This window comes from Thalassobacillus pellis (genome assembly GCF_016908295.1).
Lineage (GTDB): Bacteria > Bacillota > Bacilli > Bacillales > Halobacillaceae > Thalassobacillus > Thalassobacillus pellis.
This window is the reverse complement of record NZ_JAFBDO010000001.1, coordinates 992,202-1,012,212: the sequence shown is the minus strand read 5'-3', so window position 1 is coordinate 1,012,212 and position 20,011 is coordinate 992,202. Positions and strand designations below refer to the sequence as shown.

Sequence of the window (20,011 nt, the reverse complement as noted above, 5' to 3'; positions counted from 1 at the left end):
GTATTTCCTCCCTGCTGTATTTGTGACAGAGTTAATTTTTCATGAATCAAGTCTTAAACTTAACGGAATAAGCGCTAAAAGTCAACCTCTTCCAGATTTGTTCACAGTATATTCATAGTTTCTACCATAATAGTATAGAATGCCAGTTTTTCTTTTAAACAAATTTCGTCACTGCTTCTCTGATATTCACCATTCCCGGTGAAGTGAAATGTAAACGTAGGATTAATAAATGTAAAGATACGGTAATAATGATTTGGATTTTTTTGAAAAATTTTAAAAAAAGACTGATACCACGCCATTATTAGCCTCGTATAGGATTTGAAACGCATGAAAGCGTTGTCTTTTTTGTAACATTGTATAGGTCAAAAGTTGCAGTTGTTGTTTAAGGCTATAACCTTTTCCCGTTTTCATGGTATACTAATCCTTAAACTCCGAAAAGACTGAATTTTTACACATTCACCACAATTTAAAAAGCTTTTGATAATAGAGGAGGACGCATTCATGGAAAAACATGGCTACCCTATTCCTCAGGGGCTCTATCATCCTGAAAATGAACATGAGGCCTGCGGGATTGGTATGATCGCAGATATCAACGGAAGAAAATCCCATGATATCGTTCAAAATGCGATAACAATTCTTTGTAATCTGGAGCATCGTGGAGGACAATCTGCTGATGTTCATTCAGGGGATGGTGCAGGTATACTGACACAAATCCCTCACCGATTCTTTTTAAAGCAATGTGAAAAAGAAAATATCGAACTGCCTGATGAAGGAGAATATGGTGTCGGGATGGTTTTTTTCCCGCAGGACTCCGAAGTACGTGATAAGAGCACAGAAATATTCGAACGCATCATAGAAGAAGAAGGACATCAGGTGCTGGGCTGGAGAAGGGTTCCTGTTAACGACTCGTTTGTCGGGGATAGTGCAAAGAAGACGAAACCTTTCATCAAGCAAGTCTTTCTTGCTCCAAAAACAAAGCTGGAAGACAGGCTCTCCTATGAAAGAAGGTTGTACGTGATCCGTAAGCGTGCAGAGATTGAAATCTCCAGTAAAGATGGCTTCGATGATTTTTATATCAGCAGCTTATCGACGACGACCATTGTTTACAAAGGAATGCTCATTCCCGAACAGCTGGATTCCTTCTATATCGACTTGAATCATCCTGATTTCAAATCCGCGCTAGCTTTAGTACACTCCCGTTTCAGTACCAATACATTCCCTAGCTGGAAACGTTCCCATCCAAACCGTTACACCATTCATAACGGAGAATTTAATACCCTACGCGGAAATGTCAATTGGATGCGGGCAAGACAGACCCTTTGTCAATCCGAATACTTCAATGAAGAAGACCTTGAAAAAATAATGCCCGTCATTGATTCAAATGGCAGTGATTCATCTATGTTTGATAATGCTTTTGAATTCCTGCATTTGTCGGGCCGTTCTTTAGCACATACAGCGATGATGATGGTACCTGAACCTTGGGCTAATAACACATCTATTAAACAGGAAAAACGCGATTTTTATGAATACCATAGTACATTGATGGAGCCATGGGATGGTCCGGCGGCATTGGTATTTACCAACGGAAAACAAATCTGTGCATGTCTGGACCGTAATGGTCTGCGCCCGGCTCGATATTATGTCACCAAAGATGGCATGATCGTTCTTGGTTCGGAAGTAGGGGCTTTAGATATTTTTGCAGATGACATTGAATATAAAGACAGGCTGCATCCGAGTAAAATGCTCCTCGTTGATTTAGAGGAAGGAAAAATCATTCCGGATGAAGAGATTAAAATGCAGATTGCTAAAGAGCAGCCCTACGATGAATGGGTTTCCAATAATATGATGGATTTGGAAGATCTTCCAGAACCGAAAGAAACAAAGCCGCTGACAACTGATGATCGTCTATTCGACCAGCAGATTGCCTTCGGCTACACAACGGAAGAGTTGAATAAAATTCTGAAGCCTATGATCACAGATAAACGCGATCCAGTCGGTTCTATGGGGTACGATTCCCCGCTCGCCGTCCTGTCAAAGAAGCCACAGCTGCTTTATAACTACTTCAAGCAGCTTTTCGCCCAGGTAACCAATCCTCCGATCGACGCGATCAGGGAAGAAATTGTGACGGCAGTCGGGACGACGATCGGTGCTGAAGGGAACCTTGTCGATCCGAAGCCTGAAAGCTGCCGGCATATCCGGCTCGAAACACCGGCATTGACCAATCACCAGCTGGAAACCCTCCGTCAACAGAACGTTGATAGTTTCAAAGCTTCTACTCTATCCATTTTGTTCGACGCCAGAGGGCAAGGAGCGATGGAAGTTGCCCTTGAAAGGCTGTTCGAAAAAGCAGATAGAGCTGTAGAAGAGGGGACCACACTGCTGATTTTATCAGACCGCGGGGTTAATCAAGAGCGTGCTGCCATTCCAGCTTTGCTCGCCGTATCTGGCTTGCATCATCATTTGATCAGGAAAGGCACGCGTACCAAGGTCAGCATTCTCCTTGAATCTGCAGAGCCTCGTGAAGTCCATCACTTTGCGACCCTGCTCGGCTATGGAGCAGAAGGAATCAACCCTTATCTTGCTTTTGATTCCTTGCATGACCTGATAGAAAAAGGAGACTTGGAAGGCGTTACATTTGAGGAAGCAGTTGCACAGTATATCAAGTCGGTGACGAAAGGTGTCGTCAAGGTTCTGTCCAAGATGGGGATTTCCACTATCCAAAGTTACCGTGGTGCACAAATTTTTGAAGCGGTCGGTATTAATACAGATGTCATTCAAAAGTATTTCACTCGTACTGCTTCAAGACTTGGTGGAATCGGGCTGGATATCATAGAGAAAGAAGTATTGATGCGCCATGAACGCGCCTATGGGGAACATCGGATCACCGAACAGTATCTCGATTCCGGAGATGAATTTCAGTATCGTGAAAATGGAGAGGATCACCAATATAATCCTCATACGATCCATCTATTGCAGCACGCTTGCCGCAGCAATGATTACCAGCTGTTTAAAAAGTATTCCAAGCTGCTGACAGACGAACGAAACAATCTTCAGTCTTTGCGCGGATTACTGGACTTCAAACAAAGAAGGTCCATTCCAGTAGAAGAAGTGGAATCGGTTGAAGATATTTGTAAAAGGTTCAAAACAGGCGCGATGTCCTTCGGCGCCATTAGTAAGGAAGCACACGAAGCCCTTGCCGTAGCTATGAATAAAATTGGCGGGCGAAGCAATTCCGGTGAAGGCGGGGAAGACCCCGATCGCTTTACCCCAGATGAAAATGGGGATCTGCGCCGAAGTGCAATCAAGCAAATTGCGTCTGGCCGTTTCGGCGTTAACAGTAATTATCTGGTTAACGCTGATGAAATTCAGATTAAAGTGGCCCAGGGGGCTAAGCCGGGAGAAGGCGGCCACCTGCCTGGTAAGAAAGTTTATCCGTGGATCGCGGAAGTACGGGGCTCTACCACTGGTGTGGAATTGATTTCTCCACCGCCACACCACGATATTTATTCGATCGAGGATTTGGCCGAGCTGATTCATAACTTGAAAAACGCCAATCCAAGAGCCAGGGTAAGTGTCAAACTGGTATCCGCTGTAGGTGTCGGTACGATTGCTGCTGGTGTAGCAAAAGGAAGAGCCGATCATGTATTAATCAGCGGTTATGACGGTGGAACGGGAGCAGCACCTCGGACAAGTATCAAACACGCAGGACTGCCATGGGAAATCGGCCTGGCGGAAACTCACCAGACATTGGTGCTTGATAATCTTCGCGATCGGATTGCCCTCGAGGCAGACGGTAAGATGATGACCGGGCGCGATGTTGTATATGCGACCTTGCTTGGCGCCGAGGAATATGGATTTTCAACGGCCCCGCTTGTTGTTCTTGGCTGCATCATGATGCGTGTTTGCCATTTGGACACATGTCCTGTCGGGGTTGCGACTCAGAATCCGGAATTACGAAAAAAATTCAACGGTAACGCTGATCATGTCGCTAACTTCATGCGTTTCATTGCACAGGAAACGAGAGAGTTGATGGCAGAGCTTGGGTTCCGTTCTATTAATGAAATGATTGGGCGTTCGGACATTCTTGAGCCGAAGGAAGATATCGATCATTGGAAAGCAAAGGATATTGATTTCACCGCACTTCTATATCAGCCAATCGTTCCAGAAGGTGGAGGAACGTATAAGGTCCGGGAGCAGGACCATGAACTTCCTGACAAACTGGACCAGCAGGAATTGATTCCTCGCTGTAAAAAAGCACTGGAAAATAAAGAGCCGGTAGAAGCTACGTTCTCGATCCGTAATATCAACCGGGTAACCGGGACGATGCTTGGAAGTGAAATCACTCGTCGTTATGGTGCAGAAGGCCTTCCGGAGGACACTATCCGTTTGACCTTCAATGGCTCTGCAGGTCAGAGCTTCGGTGCTTTCATTCCAAGGGGCATGACCTTGCGGATGATCGGTGACACCAATGACTATGTTGGAAAAGGATTATCCGGTGGTAAAATCATCGTTTATCCATCATCGAAATCAAGCTTCATTCCTGAAGAAAACACCATTGTCGGAAATGTTTCCTTTTATGGAGCGACTAGTGGAGAAGCTTATATTAACGGACTTGCCGGTGAGCGGTTCTGCGTAAGAAACAGCGGAGCAAAGGTGGTTGTCGAAGGTATCGGAGACCATGGCTGTGAGTATATGACCGGCGGTAAGGTCGTTGTTCTTGGTGACACCGGCCGGAACTTTGGTGCAGGGATGTCTGGAGGGGTCGCTTATGTTCTCGATGAAGGCGAGGAAGCCTTTGACAGCAAGTGCAACAAAGAACTGATCCAGCTTCAGGCATTGGCGGATCCAATTGAAATCCAGGAGTTATATGACATGATTAGAAAACATGTGGAATATACGAATAGTCCAAAAGGACACCGGATCCTGGATAACTGGGATGCTTATGTCTCTAAATTCGTCAGAGTCATTCCAACGGCTTTCCTTGAAATGGAAGAACGAATTGCTAATTTGAAGGGGACAGGCATGAGTAAATTTGATGCTGAAATGACAGCATTTGAAGAAAGTCAACGAGGAAAAGAACTCGTCAAATAAATAAAGGAGGGGGATACGATGGGAAAGACTACAGGTTTTATGGAATATGAGCGCCAGTCACAACGCGAACGTGACCCTTCTGAACGTACAAAGGACTGGGTAGATTATACCGCTCCGATGACAGAAGATGAAATTAAAAAACAAGGGGCACGCTGCATGGATTGCGGCGTTCCTACTTGTCATACAGGAACTGAAATAAACGGTTCGACAACAGGGTGTCCGGTCAATCATTTAATTCCGGAATGGAATGACCTGGTTTACCGTGGCCAGTGGAAGGCAGCACTGGAAAAAGAACATGAAAAAAACAATTTCCCTGAATTTACAGGGATTGCATGTCCTGCACCATGTGAAGGGGCATGTGTACTAGGGATTAATGAATCGCCCGTTGCCATCCGTACGGTAGAACGTTCCATTATCGAGAGAGGCTTTGAAGAGGGATGGGTCAAGCCTGAGCCTCCATCCAAGCGTACCGGTAAGAAGATTGCGGTTGTAGGCTCTGGCCCAGCCGGAATGGCAGCTGCGGCCCAGCTTAATAAAGCGGGTCACTGGGTGACAGTATATGAACGTCATGACCGTGTCGGCGGGCTTCTGACTTATGGTATTCCGGAAATGAAACTCTCTTACGAAATTGTCGAGCGTCGTGTCAAGATTCTGGAAGCGGAAGGTATCGAGTTTGTCACCAATACCGAAGTAGGAAAAGATGTGACGGAGGAGCAGCTTCGGGCTGATTTTGATTCCGTTATCCTATGCGGGGGGTCAACCGTCCACCGCAACATTCCTGCCGAAGGACGTGAATTGAAAGGAATTCATTATGCGATGGATTTCCTTCACCAGAACACTAAAAGTCTGCTTGATTCCAATCATGAAGATGGCAACTATATTTCTGCAAAGGATAAGGATGTCATTGTCATTGGCGGCGGTGATACAGGTACGGACTGTCTGGCTACCTCTGTCCGTCACAATTGTAAAAGCCTGACACAATTCGATATCTACGATAAGAAATTATCCGCGCGTGATGATGAGGATAATCCATGGCCACAATGGCCGATCGTTCACCGTGTTGAATACGGGCACAAAGAAGCGGCGGCTGTCCTGGGTGATGATCCCCGGGCGTACGCAGTCATGACGAAGAAATTTGTCGGAGACGAAAACGGGCACGTTAAAGAGGTCCATACCGTTAATGTGAAACTTCGTTATGAAAATGGGAAAAAAATCAGAGATGAAATTCCCGGAACAGAAAAAGTCTGGCCTGCTGACTTAGTATTGCTGGCTATTGGTTTTAAAGGACCTGAGCAGGATCTGATTAAACAGCTTGGCGTGGAGACGACAGAACGCTCCACTGTTAAAGCAGAATATGGAAAATATACGACTAATGTAGAAGGTGTGTTTGCGGCAGGAGATGTTCGCCGCGGCCAAAGTTTGATCGTATGGGCAATCAATGAAGGGCGTGAAGCCGCACGGGAATGTGACCGTTATTTGATGGGGACAACGGAATTACCATAAACAAGTGATGGAGTTACAAGTCCTCCCCCAGTAAGGAATACCAGTGTGGACAGACGACCGATTTTCTTTGTGAAACTTCGATAAGTATTTCGGTTGGCCGTTTTTCCTGGTGACTTACGACATTCACTCCCACAAGGATATTAATAGTAACAAAAACCAGAAGAATGTCGTCTGGTTTCCAGGCTGCCGAGAAAATCTCGGCAGCTTTTTTCTTTGAATATAATTCGGGATAGGAATAACAGGAAGCCTGTTCCTGGAATTGCTTATTGCTCCGCTGATTAGAGGTGGCACTCCGCTAATTGTTGGCACTCTACCGCTGCTTTTCTTGCCTCGTCCGCTGATTTTAAGCTTTGAACCCCTGATATCGGCTTCGTTCCGCTGATTCTAGCGTTTGTTCCGCTGATTTCTCGCACGCTAGCGCTGACGAGTCCCTGCAGGGCAAGGCCCGAGGAGACTTGTCGTCTTCCCGGTGGAAAGGGAATCGCTTACCACCACAATGTCTTAAGCCAATGCTCACTTTACTTGTTTATGGATCAGTCTCGTAAGGATAGTGTTCAGTTTTGTTTGTTTTTACATATGCTTTATATATATAGTACAAGTAGTGGGGGTGGTCGTTTGAAAAAAAAGTTTGTGCTTTGGGCGGCAGGTCTATATATTCTTTATGCCCTGGTCATTGGAGCGTATCTGTTCTGGTGGTCGGCCTATGGAGTCCCTGAAGCATATCAGGGAACATCAGCTGATCCATCTACGTTTATGACGGAAAAAGAACTTGCACTTAGCCAGGAATATTCAAGATTCCAGTCATTTTTATATCTAGTCAGCATTCCGCTTGAATGGTTGGTTTATGGAGGTATTCTCGTATTTGGGTTATCCCGGATGCTGAAGCAGTTCGGGGAGCGGGTTTCCAAAAAGCATTTTGTCCAAATACCTATTTATGTACTGTTTTTGACTATATTGATGTGGCTGTGCAATTTTCCCATCGACTATATAAGCAGACGGCTTTCTTTGGCGTATGGTATCTCTACTCAAAGCTTTTCCGGCTGGATGCGCGATGAACTTATCAGCTTTTGGCTCAATGTCGGTATATCAGCCGTTCTGATTACGGTGCTTTATTTCTTAATGAGAAAATTCGTCAGACGCTGGTGGTTGTTTTCCTGGGGACTGCTCGTGCCGTTTCTTATCTTTATGATGTTCATTCAGCCGGTGGTCATCGATCCGCTTTATAACGATTTTTCCAGGCTAAGCAACCCTGATCTGGAGGAAAAAATTCTGTCATTGGCAGAGCAGGCAGGTGTTCCTGCAGATCGTGTATATGAAGTGAATATGTCGGAGGAAACGAACGCAATGAATGCTTACGTCAATGGCATCGGTTCGAATCTGCGTATCGTTTTATGGGATACAACACTGAATAAGCTGGAGGACAAAGAGGTATTGTTCATCATGGCTCATGAAATCGGCCATTATGTGATGGATCATCTATTCTATATGCTTGCAGGTTCCATAGCTGCCAGCCTTATCGGACTTTATCTCGGCTACAGACTGCTTCATGCAGCTGTACGGCGTTGGGGGAAATCCTGGGGAGTAAAGGAAGTTTCCGATATTGCCTCCCTTCCTGCCCTATTGCTTATATTTTCGTTATTGTCATTTGCGGCTACTCCAATTGAGCTTGCCATTTCACGTCAGGCAGAGCAGGATGCTGATGAGTACGCGATAGAAATGACAGAGGATGTCGATGCTGCTGTCGGCTCTTTTCAGGAATTGACGGTGAACAGCTTGAGCACGGTTAATCCACCTGCCCTTGTAAAATATCTAAGCTATGGCCATCCAACAATGATGGAAAGAATTCATATGCTGGAGAATTACCAAAAGGAAGAATAATATATAGCAAGGAATAGGAGAACTAATAAAAACAGGCCCCCCTTATAATCAAGGGCAGGCCTGTTTTGCTTTAGCCGCTTTTATCGCATCCAGCTCCAGCGCCTACCCCCTCGAGGTCTTAAGTCGATCCTCTCTGTGACAAAAGAGCGTCACGGCGAGGCTTGACTTAAGCTGGTCGGGGGTGATCCAGGCGCTTCCGCTTTTATCGCATCCAGCTCCAGCGCCTACCCCCTCGAGGTCTTAAGTCGATCCTCTCTGTGACAAAGAGCGTCACGGCGAGGCTCGTCTTAAGCTGGTCGGGGGTGATCCAGGCGCTTCCGCTATAGTTTATGATTTATCTTTTTTCTTATTTAAATAATCGATCAGTCCCATCGTACAAACTTCAAGGTCAATCTTCAAAATTTCGTAGACTGGATGGCTATCAGGTACGTCGTGCGCGTTCAAAAAGTTAGTGACTTTTTCATGCAAATGCTGCTGGATCGACTCATGAGGATCATTATCTGAATAATGTTTTTCGGCTATTTCTACAAAAACAGGGATCCACTGGGAAACTTCTCGAAGGACTCTTTCTGGTTCTGTAGATTTTCCGAAATGCCCAAAATAGATGCAATCAACATTCATCTCTAGTACCCGGTCTATGGAAATCTGCATGGCTTCAGGGTCAAACTGATTGGGTGAGGTGGAAGGCAAATGAAAAGTTACGCCGCAATCTTCTGTCTGATGATAACGTATGCCAACCGTATCTCCGGTGAATATCCCATTACTCCATGAATCATATATGCCCAGGTGGTGTTTGGCGTGGCCTGGTGTGTCGAAAAACTCCAGAACGCGGTTTTCTCCGATAGTCAGGGTATCCCCTTCCCCTTTAACGGTTATACGTTCTTCTGGTATAGGTAAAACAGGGTCGAACAATTCATCGAATGCATCACCATAAACTGCCCGTGCTCCAGCAATTAATTTGGAAGGATCAGCCAGATGCCTGCTTCCGCGCTGATGAACAATTACTTGAGCCTGCGGGCACTCCTTCAGCAGTAAACCCGCTCCACCAGCATGATCCAGATGAATGTGAGTTAACACGATATACTTCACTTCGTCTGGGTCCAGTTGTAAATCTTTAAGCCCTTTAATTATGTGAGGTACTGATGGGCTCGGACCCGTTTCCACCAGGGTCAGGCTGTCTCCCTGCAATACATATGTACCTGTCCGTCCGGGCATCCCTAAGTCAAAACCATCAATGAGATGTACCTGATTTCCTGCATTTATTGGTGCCTTGTTTCCCAAATCCATCACCTTCCTTAGTCGTTGAAGTGAACTATCCTTCCTTATTATACGATTTTACGGAATATTCTGGCAAACAGGCTGTTGCCGTTAAGGAGAGTGAATAACTTCGCCGGTATGGTGTTTTAAAAGCGTGTGAACGATATTAAGGGGTTCGGACCCTTGACCCTTTTCGGGCAGTATAAATGTGATAAAATAAAGGTATTACTTCCAATAATCAAACTAGTGAAAAATGAGGGATTTATGATGGATAATAAAGCGGTGGTACTCGGAGCTAATTATTATATAGGATTAAGCACGATTCGTTGCCTGGGAATGCATGGCGTGCATGTTGCCGCAGTGGATTATGGCACAGAAGGCACGTACGGATTTCATTCCAAATATTTGTCGGAAATGCTTGTTGGTCCACATTACAAAAAAGACCCAGAGGGGCTTTTGACTTTTTTGATCGATTACGCTAAAAAGCAGAGCAGCCCTCCGGTATTGATTCCAACCGCAGACCCTTATGTCGAATTTATGGATGAACATCTGGATGAACTGCGGAAGTTTTACTTGATTCCACAAACAGAGCAGGGTCTTTATATGAAAATGATGGACAAGGGTGCCTTACATAAGCTTGCTACAGAGCATGGAGTGAGAGTGCCGGAAACAGTCGCTGCAGACGACCCGGAGTTTATGGGGAAAGTCCGTGAAATAATTAAATTCCCTTGCCTTGTCAAGCCGGTTGATTCACCTGCTTTTGTTTCTAAATTCAGGCAAAAACTTTTTAAAGTATATGACGAGCAGGAGCTTAAAGAAAAAGTCAAACAGGCAAAAGATGAAGACTTGGAAGTGATCATACAGCGGATTATTCCTGGCTTTGATGATCATATGTATACTTTCGATGCCTATTTGAATCAGGATTCAAAAGTGACGCACTGGGTGACCTGCCAGAAGCTTCGTCAGTTTCCGATAAATTATGGTGCTTCGGTATATACACAGCAAAAATATATTCCGGAACTTTATGACATTGGCGCGAAGTTTTTGGAAGGTGCCAAGTATAAAGGTTTTGCTGAGATGGAATTGAAGAAAGATGCGGAAACAGGGGAGTATTATTTGATTGAAGTGAACGTTCGAATTACGAACCTTAACAGCCTTCTCTTCAAAACAGGCATCAACTTTCCGTATATCACGTATCGCGAGTTGATCGGTGATCCGCTTGATTCAAAGGCGGTCAAGGAAGATACCGGCTATACATTCTGGTATGCATACGAGGACCTGCTTGCTGTAAGGGAGTATATCAAAACCGGTCAGCTTAGACCGGCAGCAATTCTCCAATCGTATTTCAAACCGAAAGCCTATGCCATCTGGGATGCCAAAGATCCAAAGCCAGCCTTTGCTTTCTTTAAAAAATTGTTTGGGCTTGTTACAAATAAATTTACCAACAAAAGCAGTGCATAAAGCCGCCAGACAAAAGTATCCGTTTTATGCACGGTAAGTATCGGGAATAATGAAATATCGATACTTATAAAGTGAAATGGGCCCTTTTGCCTAAAAACAGGATAATTATCCTGTTTGAATAGCTTTTTCTATGTTAGTCATATGGGAGTTTATGATATAATGGACAACTATGAAAAGCATTTATTTACCATATACTTGAAATAGGTCGAATAGAGTCATGGTGCAGGAAGGGAGGAAATCAATGTGAAGCTGGATGTATTGCTCGAATCAGTCGACATAATAGAAAGCGAGAATAAAAAAGACATTGACATTGCAGGGATTGCCTATAACTCCAACGATGTTACTCCTGGAGATGTATTTGTTTGTATCAAGGGGTTTGTAACAGATGGCCACGATTATATTGGTGGGGCTGTCAAAAACGGGGCAGCGGCTATAATCGTGGAAGATTTACAGGATGGGTGGGATATCCCGCAAATTCGGGTGAAAAACAGTCGTTTGGCTTTGGCCGCAATGAGCGATACATTTTACGGACACCCTTCCCAATCCATGAAAACGGTAGGTATTACAGCTACGAACGGTAAAACGACTACTTCGTTCATGACGGATGCCATTCTTGAAAAACATGGATGGAAAACCGGCTTGATCGGTACTGTTGTGGTGAAAATGGGTGACTATGCGGAGCCTGCCACATTGACGACTCCGGAGTCACTGGATTTGCATCATTACTTTGCCCAAATGAGAGAGCGTGACATCTCGCATGTTACGATGGAAGTTTCTTCATCTGCACTTGATCTTCATCGTATAGGTAACGTTGATTTCGATATTGTTACACTAAACAATATCAGTCGAGAGCATATTGACCTGCACGGTTCTTTTGAAGAGTATTTCAATACCAAGGCCAGCCTGGTCCGCAATGCCGGCCCGGATAAATGTGCCGTGTTGAACTTGGATTGCCCTTATTCTTCCTCGCTTGTCAATGAAACCAAGGCGCAGGTGCTGACCTTCAGTGTGGAAAAAGAGGACGGGCATCTTTGCTGTAAAAACCTTGACCTTTCCACTGGAAGGGCCAAGTTTACGGTGGAGGTTCGCAAACCGTTTGAGGTGAATGGGGTGAAAGTTGAACCGCAGGAATTCGATATTGAACTGGCTACGCCCGGTTATCACTCTGTTTATAACTCGATGGTTGCTATTACTGTCGGGCTTGTCTCTGGCGTTCCTGTAAATACCATTCAAACAAGCTTGCGGCAGTTTGGCGGGGTCGAAAGACGTTTTGAAATCATCTTCGAGGATGACTTTAAGATTATTGATGACCACTTTGCCAACAACGGTAATATAGATGTTACCTTAAGCACTATGCAAAAAATGGAATTTAAAAACCTAAAGCTTGTTTATGCGATCAGGGGAAACCGGGGTCCAACTGTAAATAGGGAAAACGCAAAAGCTATCGCCGAATGGGCGCCGAAACTTGGTATAGGGGAGGTTGTGGCAACCCTGAGCCGCTCCCATGTTACAACAAAAGATAAGGTCACAGACGAAGAGATAGAGGTCTTCCGGGAAGAAATGGATGAAGCCGGGGTGAAAGTCCATTTATACGAAGAATTGGATGATGCCATATCCCATGCATTATCCGAAGTGGAAGCGGATGATATCGTTCTCCTTGCCGGCAGTCAGGGAATGGATTTTGGGGCCAACATTGCCCTTAATCAGATGAAGGAAGCACGCCCTGAAATAGATGAAGAAAAACTTTTCAAGCCTTTGGAAAACAGAGTTGCAGGAATTTTAGGATGAAATCAGAAACAGAGCCATATAGTTAAGTGAGGGAACTGATCATGAACGACAAAATTATAGGCATACTCGGGGGGATGGGCCCGGAAGCAACAGCGGATGGCTACTTGAAAGTCATTCGAGCGACAAATGCAAGAAAAGATCAGGAACATTTTCGGGTGATCATTGACAGCAATCCTAAAATACCTGACCGTACAGAAGCCATTTCCAGAGGCGGGGCAAGTCCTGTACCGGCAATGGTCGAGACGGCGAAGAACCTGGAACGGGCAGGTGTTGACATTGCATATGTCCCCTGTATGACTGCACATTACTTCATAGACTATGTTCAAAAGGAAGTGTCCTTCCCTATTATGAATGCTTTTGTCGAGTTAAGGAGATATATATCTGCTAACTTTCCAGAGGTTAAAAAGATAGGCGTACTGGCTACTTCCGGTACATTGGAAACAGGTCTGTTTGAGAAATACATGGATAATATCGAAGTGATTTATCCAAATACCGTCACTCAAAATGAAAAGGTGATGCGTGCTATTTACGGAGAGAATGGCATCAAAAGCGGGATCACTTATGGTGAGCCGCTTGAACTCTTGCAGGAGTCTGCTGAAGAGCTGATTGAGAACGGGGCAGAGCTCATTATTTCAGGCTGTACTGAAGTGGGGCTGGTATTACAGCCATACCACATTACAAAACCCTTTATCGATCCGATGGAAGTAATTGCAGATTCCATTGTTAGAACGGCGTCTATTCCGCTTAGCAGTAAATGACATTGGTGATAGAAGGAAAGAGGTAGTTACATGGTAAGAATAGGAGAGCTTCTCCAGGCAATTACAGTAAAGGAATCTATGAATCATAGAGATTTGGAAATCACAGGAGTATCCTATCATTCACAGAAGGTTTCTCAGGGAGATTTGTTTGTCTGTGTAAAAGGATACAAAACAGATGGACATAAATATCTTTCTCAGGCTATTTCCAAAGGGGCAGCCGCAGCGGTCGTGGAAGATTACCAGGAGAGCATGAGCATTCCACAATATATTGTAGGAAACAGTCGCCAGGCTCTGGCGCAGCTCGGAGCTGCCTTTTACCGGTCTCCATCTGAAAAAATGAAAATGATAGGTATTACTGCTACTAACGGTAAAACAACAACTTCCTATATGACCAATGCCATTTTGGAAAATCACGGTTTCCGAACAGGATTGATCGGTACGGTTTCGATTAAAAATGATGATTCTTACATTCCATCAGAATTGACCACACCGGAATCTTTAGATTTACAGAATTACCTTGCCCAGATGGCAGATAATGATGTTTCTCATGTCAGTATGGAAGTTTCCTCCATCGCTATGGATATGTACCGAGTGGAGACGGTCGATTATGATATAGTCATGCTGAATAATGTCAGCAGAGAGCACCTTGCGGATCATGGTTCATTCGAAAACTATTTTGCCGCAAAATCAAAGCTTATACGGAATGCCAGGGAGGGCAGTTTTGCTGTTCTTAATCTGGACTGCCCATACTCTTCGTCGCTGATTGGAGAGACTATGGCCACGCCGGTCACCTATGGGGTGAAAAGCGATCATGGTCATTTAACCTGCAGAAATTTGGATTTATCAACAGGCAGAGCCAAATTCACTGTGGAGATTGTCAAACCATTTTATGCAGAGGGAAGGGAATATGAACCTTGTCAGTTCGATATGGAACTTGCTGTGCCCGGACTACATTCTGTATATAACTCCATGGCAGCGATAACCGCAGGTCTTCTTAGCGGTGTTTCCATTTCCACAATCCAGGAAACACTTAGAACCTTTGGCGGTGTCGAACGCAGGTTTGAAATGATTTACGATAAGGATGTAAAGGTCCTTGATGATCATTTCGCTAATGCAGGAAACATTAATGTTACGCTGGAAACACTGAAATATATGGATTTTAACAATCTGCATCTCATTTATGCGATCCGTGGGGCCAGAGGCATTGAAGTCAACCGAGAAAATGCTGAAACAATCGCTGAATGGGCAACCAAGCTAGGTGTGGACGAAATCACCGCTACTTCAAGTGTTTCCCACGTGACAGAAAAGGATAAAGTTCAAGAGGAAGAAGTGGAAATTTTCCAGCAAGTGATGGAAGATGCCGGGATAACCGTCCACCTGTATGATGAATTGCCAGAAGCTATTACACACGCCCTTGCCAGTATTGAATCCGAAGATCTTGTACTCCTTGGGGGTTGTCAGGGAATGGATCATGGGGCAGAAATTGCCTTGCATCAACTGAACCAGAGAGAAGCTGGTAAAGTGGAGCTCAGACAAACAATCTTTTCCACAGAATAAGAAGTACGCCGGTATGTCCAGTTATTTGCAACATTCCTATATTAAGGGGGAAGTTGAATGAAAGGCGTTGAGATGGAAAGGTTCAATATTTTCCTGGAGGAATCATTTAGTGACGGTGTCTATTTCAGGGAATTGAGATTGTCTCCGGAAGAATTGGATTTTGTGAAGAAAAAATTCCCTAAAGCAAAAATTGAAGGGAATCCAAAAGTTTCAGGTAATGACCAGAAAGCATGGTATGAAGTTCACATTCATCCAGCTTCTGGCGATAGGGAAGAAGAATCTCCGGAAATGATCGCTATCCAAAAAGAAAAAAGAAGGCTGGAGCATGAACTGGCACGTTTGAAAAAATCTAAATCGCCTAGAAATGCAAAAAAAAGCATAAAGCCCTAAGAGTTTTTTGGGTTACACCCCGGGACATCCATTATTTGGATGTCCCGGGGTGTTTTTTTAATGCTTCTTAAGCTGAGCGAGCCACTTGCGGTTTTGTGGCATTCAGTTCCAGCACCTTCCCCCTCGAGTTCCTAAAACCATCATTTCTTGTTGTCTATTAAAGTTATTGATTATTACAAAGGTAATTATAATTAAATTAGTAGAAACATCATTCGACAAGGTTCTACAGAGAATTTTGTAGAAAAAATAAGTTTTGTGTCACATTCACGTAAAAAATGAAACATAAATGTAATAAAAATTAATCTAATATTGGCGAATTTCTTTGTTATAATGAGTTTTGGATAAATGAAGCAATAAAACCAGTTTTCTCAAAGCGAAATCCAAGAACATACACCAAGAATTTTTAATAGGAAGTGATTAAGCTTGATCGTAATGCAAGATGGAAGTTTGATAGGTCTTAATAGCAGGAAAGTTTTTCAGTTAATAGATGCAACAAAGAAACACATACATAGATTGCTTGTGAGTAGTATTTTGTTTGCAGCAGTTAGAGGTGAAGCCGGATATGAAGCTTAAAACCTTCGGGCGTCATGGAAGAGAAGGCGTCAAAAACCTGGCTCGTAACGGCTGGATGTCATTTGCGTCCATTTCTGCTGTCACAGTCACTTTGCTGCTTGTAGGTGTTTTCGCTGCCTTGTTATTCAATTTGAATGAGATTGGTACACAAATTGAAGAAGATGTCGAGATTAAAGTTTTCATCGAACGAACTGCAGATGAAGAAGCCAAAGAAACCCTTCGCAATGAACTGGAAGGAATTTCGAAAGTTGCTTCTGTAGAGTATCAGTCAAAAGAAGAAGGGCTGCAACAGCTGATAGAAAGCCTAGGAGATGAAGGTCAAGTCTTTGCCTCATTAAAAGATGAGAATCCATTAAATGACGCTTACGTAGTTAAAACAGCTGACCCGGAAGACACATTGTCAGTTGCAAAATCTATTGAGAATTTCAAGAGCGTTGCTGATGTTGAATACGCAAAGCAAACTGTCGAACGACTTTTCAATGTTATGAATGTGATGCGTAACATTGGTATTGGACTGATTATCGGTTTGTTGTTCACTGCAATGTTCTTGATTGCCAATACAATTAAAATCACAATTGTCGCCCGCCGTCGAGAGATCGAAATCATGAAACTGGTTGGTGCAACAAACTGGTTCATCCGCTGGCCATTCCTATTTGAAGGAATCATGATTGGGATACTGGGCGCAGCAATCCCGATAGCGTTTGTAATATTCGGATACGATTATATTTACACAGAAATCGTAACCAGATATCCGACCTTATTCATCGACTTACTTCCTGTTTATCCATTTGTATTACAGGTAGCAGGGTTGTTAGCGCTAATGGGGATTGTCATCGGCCTTTGGGGCAGCATGACATCCATTCGTAAGTTCTTGAAAGTTTAAATGAAACAGATAACTACAAATAAAAAATAAATGGAAACACCTTGGGGAGGAAGAGGATTTGAAGCGTAAAGTATTATTAGCCGCATTGTCGTTAAGTCTTGGAGTAATGCCTGCGTTGCCAGGTATCGCCACTGCAGAATCAAACCAGGAAAAACTGGAAGATGTAAGGGAACAACGGGAAAACAAACTGCAGGAAAAGAAAGAAACACAAGGGGAAATAAGTGATATACAGGCAGAGCAGGAACAAGTTCTTGATGAAATAGAAAAACTAGAAAAACAAGTGAAAGAAACAGAATCTAAAATTGCCACGAAACAAAGCGAAGTCGATCAGACGAAAGCAGACATCGAAAAGCTTAAAGAAGAAATCGCTGTACTGGAAAAGCGTATCGCTGAACGGGACAAGCTCCTGAAAGAACGTGTAAAAGCTATGTACCAAAACGGCGGAAGCATTGACTATCTGGAAGTCTTGATGGGAGCCAAAAACTTCGGCGACCTTCTGGACAGGGTTCTTGCTTTGAACACAATTGCGGAACAGGATAAAGAGATCCTCGAACAGCATAAAGCAGACCAGGAAGCAGTCAAGCAAAAGAAAGCTGAAGTAGAAAGCAAACTTGCATCTCTTCAGGATAAACTTGCAGAATTGGAAGGATTAAAAGCAGACCTTAAATCTCAAAAAGCTGAACAAGATAAACTGATGGCATCTCTTGAAAAACAAGAAAAAGAACTTCACAACCATGCGATGAGCCTTGAAGAAGAAGCAGAAACTTTAAAAGCACAGGAAGCTGCCATTCAAAAGGAAATTGAGCGTCAGAAAGAACTTGAGCGTCAACGCGAATTAGAGAGACAGCGTGAGCTTGAAAGACAAAGGGAATTAGAACGTCAACGTAAAGCTGAGGCAAAAGAAGAAGAAAAGTCCAGCCAGGCATCAGCATCCACTCAATCTGAACCAGAGCCGGTACAAACAAAAGCATCATCTAGTGGAAGCATCTTCAGCTGGCCAACATCAGGTATTGTAACGTCAACAGTCGGGCAACGCTGGGGACGATTCCATTCCGGGTTAGATATTGCAACTAATAGTAAGGTTGCTATCCGCGCAGCTGCAGATGGTACAGTCATTCGTGCTTTCTATGATGACAGCTATGGTAATGTTGTGTTCATGAGCCATTACATAAACGGGCAGCAATACACGACCGTTTATGCGCATATGAGAAACGCTCCTGCTGTTTCTGCCGGACAATCTATTTCTCAAGGTACTTTCCTTGGGCACATGGGGAACACAGGAAACTCTACTGGCCAGCATTTACATTTTGAAATTCATGAAGGCCCGTGGAATGGCTCTCGTTCCAACGCAGTGCCAGTACTGCCATACCTGCCTTAAAAATATGTTTTATCAAGTATCACATCCGAATCGGGTGTGATACTTTTTTTGTTTTAGTCGTGGGTAAACAGGCACTTCCGCTTTTGTCGCGTCCAGATTCAGCCTTAAGACTGAAAGGAAATCATTCTTGAGAGCATCGCCGCTGATCTGGCTATCTAATAAACTATCATTAACTCGAATAAAGGGCGTGGTAAGGTTGGCGGTAAAACAATTGGCTGGTAATGAAGGACAGGATTTGCGACAGGAACAGACAGCACCGTCCGTTTTTCGGAATAAGAACTTTCTTCTTTTATGGGGAGCGGCATTATTATCAAGTTTTGGGATATCTTTCTTTTTATTTTCCCAGAGCTGGTACGTTGTTAACTTTTTGAATTTGGAAGCTTCTCTAGGGATGATTTATATAGCTGCAAGCATTCCTCGTGTATTGTTCATGATTATCAGCGGAACTGTGGCCGACAGGTTCAGTAAAACGAAAATCATGTTCCTCTCCGATTTTTCCAGGAGTCTTCTTCTTGCAGGGCTTGTTCTCTGGTTTATTTTCGGGGAAATAACATTATGGACGTTCGTGGGGTTTGCCTTGTTCTTTGGTATTCTAGATGCATTTTTCTGGGCTGCGGAAAGTGCTGTCATCCCATTAATCATTCAAAAGGAAAACCTTACTCGCGGCAATTCCATCATCCAGATGACGAATCAGACTTCTTTCATTCTGGCACCGATGCTGGCTGGAATCATCATTGCGTTTGGTAATTATGAAATAGTATTTGCGACTACCGCGGTTATGCTGTTGATTGCCAGCATATTGGTGTTTTTTATGCGTGTTACAGATACGGATCGCCAGCGGGATGGCGAGGAACAGGGCTTCTGGGACACATTTCGGGAGGGAGTGGCTTATGTAAAGGAATCTAAGGTATTGACTTTAGTCATTTTAACGACCGTGTTCCTGAATTTATTTCTTGTCGGTCCGATGTCGATGGGACTCCCTTTATTTGTAAAAACAATTCTTAAAGGAACTGCAATAGACTTCAGTATGCTGGAAGCAGGATTGGCAGTCGGGATGCTCATCGGTTCCATCATTGTAGGTGTTTTGAATATCAAACACAGGCGAGGGATGGTTGGGATAATATCATTGATAATTTCTGGTTTCTTTTTTGCAGGGTTAAGCTTATCTGCTAATCTATGGATGGCGATAGTTATGCTTGGACTATTTGGTGTATGTTTATCCTGTTCGAATATACCTTTTATTTCCGCAATCCAAAGTATTGTTGATGATAAGGTGCTAGGGAGGGTCATGGGGCTTATTTCGCTGGCATCTATGGGGCTGATACCAGTTAGCTATGCGATCACTTCTCTCGTATTATCGGTAGGTGTGCCCATCGATCATATTATGACAGTCGGCTCCATATTGGTTGTCTTGTATTCTCTCTTTATTCTGTTCCGTTATAAAGAGATCAAACAGTTAGACTGAGATTATTTTACAAAAATGATAGGGTTCAG

General features: G+C 43.8%; 12 protein-coding genes. 11 read left to right on the top strand and 1 reads right to left on the bottom strand.

Translation table 11 applies throughout. From position 1 onward, the window contains the following. Positions 1-501: 501 nt before the first annotated feature. The 3 genes from gltB to JOC33_RS04690 all read left to right on the top strand — a co-directional run bounded on the left by gltB (position 502) and on the right by JOC33_RS04690 (position 8,472). Positions 502-5,091: a glutamate synthase large subunit gene (gene gltB / locus JOC33_RS04700; RefSeq protein ID WP_205091276.1), complete on the top strand. Its 4,590-nt coding sequence runs from the start codon at positions 502-504 to the stop codon at positions 5,089-5,091. An 18-nt stretch (positions 5,092-5,109) separates the two neighbouring features. Further along, positions 5,110-6,594, top strand: a complete 1,485-nt coding sequence (locus tag JOC33_RS04695; protein WP_205091275.1) for a glutamate synthase subunit beta — start codon at positions 5,110-5,112, stop codon at positions 6,592-6,594. Positions 6,595-7,209: 615 nt separating this feature from the next. Continuing rightward, on the top strand, positions 7,210-8,472 hold the full coding sequence (locus JOC33_RS04690) for a M48 family metallopeptidase (RefSeq protein WP_205091274.1): 1,263 nt from the start codon (positions 7,210-7,212) through the stop codon (positions 8,470-8,472). 327 nt (positions 8,473-8,799) lie between these two features. Here the strand turns inward: JOC33_RS04690 and JOC33_RS04685 are convergent, their stop codons facing one another. Beyond that, on the bottom strand, positions 8,800-9,753 hold the full coding sequence (locus JOC33_RS04685) for an MBL fold metallo-hydrolase (RefSeq protein ID WP_239533972.1): 954 nt from the start codon (positions 9,751-9,753) through the stop codon (positions 8,800-8,802). Positions 9,754-9,993: 240 nt separating this feature from the next. On the opposite strand from JOC33_RS04685, the gene JOC33_RS04680 reads away from it, so the two are divergent. From JOC33_RS04680 to JOC33_RS04645, 8 genes are all read left to right on the top strand, one after another. Next, positions 9,994-11,190 (top strand): carboxylate--amine ligase, encoded by a 1,197-nt coding sequence (locus tag JOC33_RS04680; RefSeq protein WP_239533971.1) that lies wholly within the window; start codon positions 9,994-9,996, stop codon positions 11,188-11,190. A 243-nt stretch (positions 11,191-11,433) separates the two neighbouring features. Continuing rightward, positions 11,434-12,978 (top strand): UDP-N-acetylmuramyl-tripeptide synthetase, encoded by a 1,545-nt coding sequence (locus JOC33_RS04675; RefSeq protein WP_205091272.1) that lies wholly within the window; start codon positions 11,434-11,436, stop codon positions 12,976-12,978. A 41-nt stretch (positions 12,979-13,019) separates the two neighbouring features. Continuing rightward, a complete protein-coding gene (gene cuyB / locus JOC33_RS04670; RefSeq protein ID WP_205091271.1) occupies positions 13,020-13,736 on the top strand; it encodes a cysteate racemase in 717 nt (238 codons plus the stop codon). Positions 13,737-13,766: 30 nt separating this feature from the next. After that, complete coding sequence (locus JOC33_RS04665; RefSeq protein ID WP_205091270.1) at positions 13,767-15,293, top strand: Mur ligase family protein; 1,527 nt, start codon at positions 13,767-13,769, stop codon at positions 15,291-15,293. A 57-nt stretch (positions 15,294-15,350) separates the two neighbouring features. Next, complete coding sequence (locus tag JOC33_RS04660) at positions 15,351-15,683, top strand: hypothetical protein (RefSeq protein ID WP_205091269.1); 333 nt, start codon at positions 15,351-15,353, stop codon at positions 15,681-15,683. Positions 15,684-16,245: 562 nt separating this feature from the next. Then, positions 16,246-17,139, top strand: a complete 894-nt coding sequence (gene ftsX, locus JOC33_RS04655; protein ID WP_205091268.1) for a permease-like cell division protein FtsX — start codon at positions 16,246-16,248, stop codon at positions 17,137-17,139. A 58-nt stretch (positions 17,140-17,197) separates the two neighbouring features. Next, positions 17,198-18,517 carry a murein hydrolase activator EnvC family protein gene (locus JOC33_RS04650; RefSeq protein WP_239533970.1) on the top strand — a complete coding sequence of 440 codons (1,320 nt, stop codon included), beginning with the start codon at positions 17,198-17,200 and terminating at the stop codon, positions 18,515-18,517. Between the two features lie 196 nt (positions 18,518-18,713). Then, positions 18,714-19,982, top strand: coding sequence for an MFS transporter (locus JOC33_RS04645; protein WP_205091267.1), 1,269 nt, complete (start codon positions 18,714-18,716; stop codon positions 19,980-19,982). The last annotated feature ends 29 nt before the right edge of the window (positions 19,983-20,011 follow it).

Coding starts and splice junctions, on each gene's coding strand:
- gltB (WP_205091276.1), top strand. CDS start 502: ATGGAAAAACATGGCTACCCTATTCCTCAGGGGCTCTATCATCCTGAA.
- JOC33_RS04695 (WP_205091275.1), top strand. CDS start 5,110: ATGGGAAAGACTACAGGTTTTATGGAATATGAGCGCCAGTCACAACGC.
- JOC33_RS04680 (WP_239533971.1), top strand. CDS start 9,994: ATGATGGATAATAAAGCGGTGGTACTCGGAGCTAATTATTATATAGGA.
- cuyB (WP_205091271.1), top strand. CDS start 13,020: ATGAACGACAAAATTATAGGCATACTCGGGGGGATGGGCCCGGAAGCA.
- JOC33_RS04665 (WP_205091270.1), top strand. CDS start 13,767: ATGGTAAGAATAGGAGAGCTTCTCCAGGCAATTACAGTAAAGGAATCT.
- JOC33_RS04660 (WP_205091269.1), top strand. CDS start 15,351: ATGAAAGGCGTTGAGATGGAAAGGTTCAATATTTTCCTGGAGGAATCA.
- ftsX (WP_205091268.1), top strand. CDS start 16,246: ATGAAGCTTAAAACCTTCGGGCGTCATGGAAGAGAAGGCGTCAAAAAC.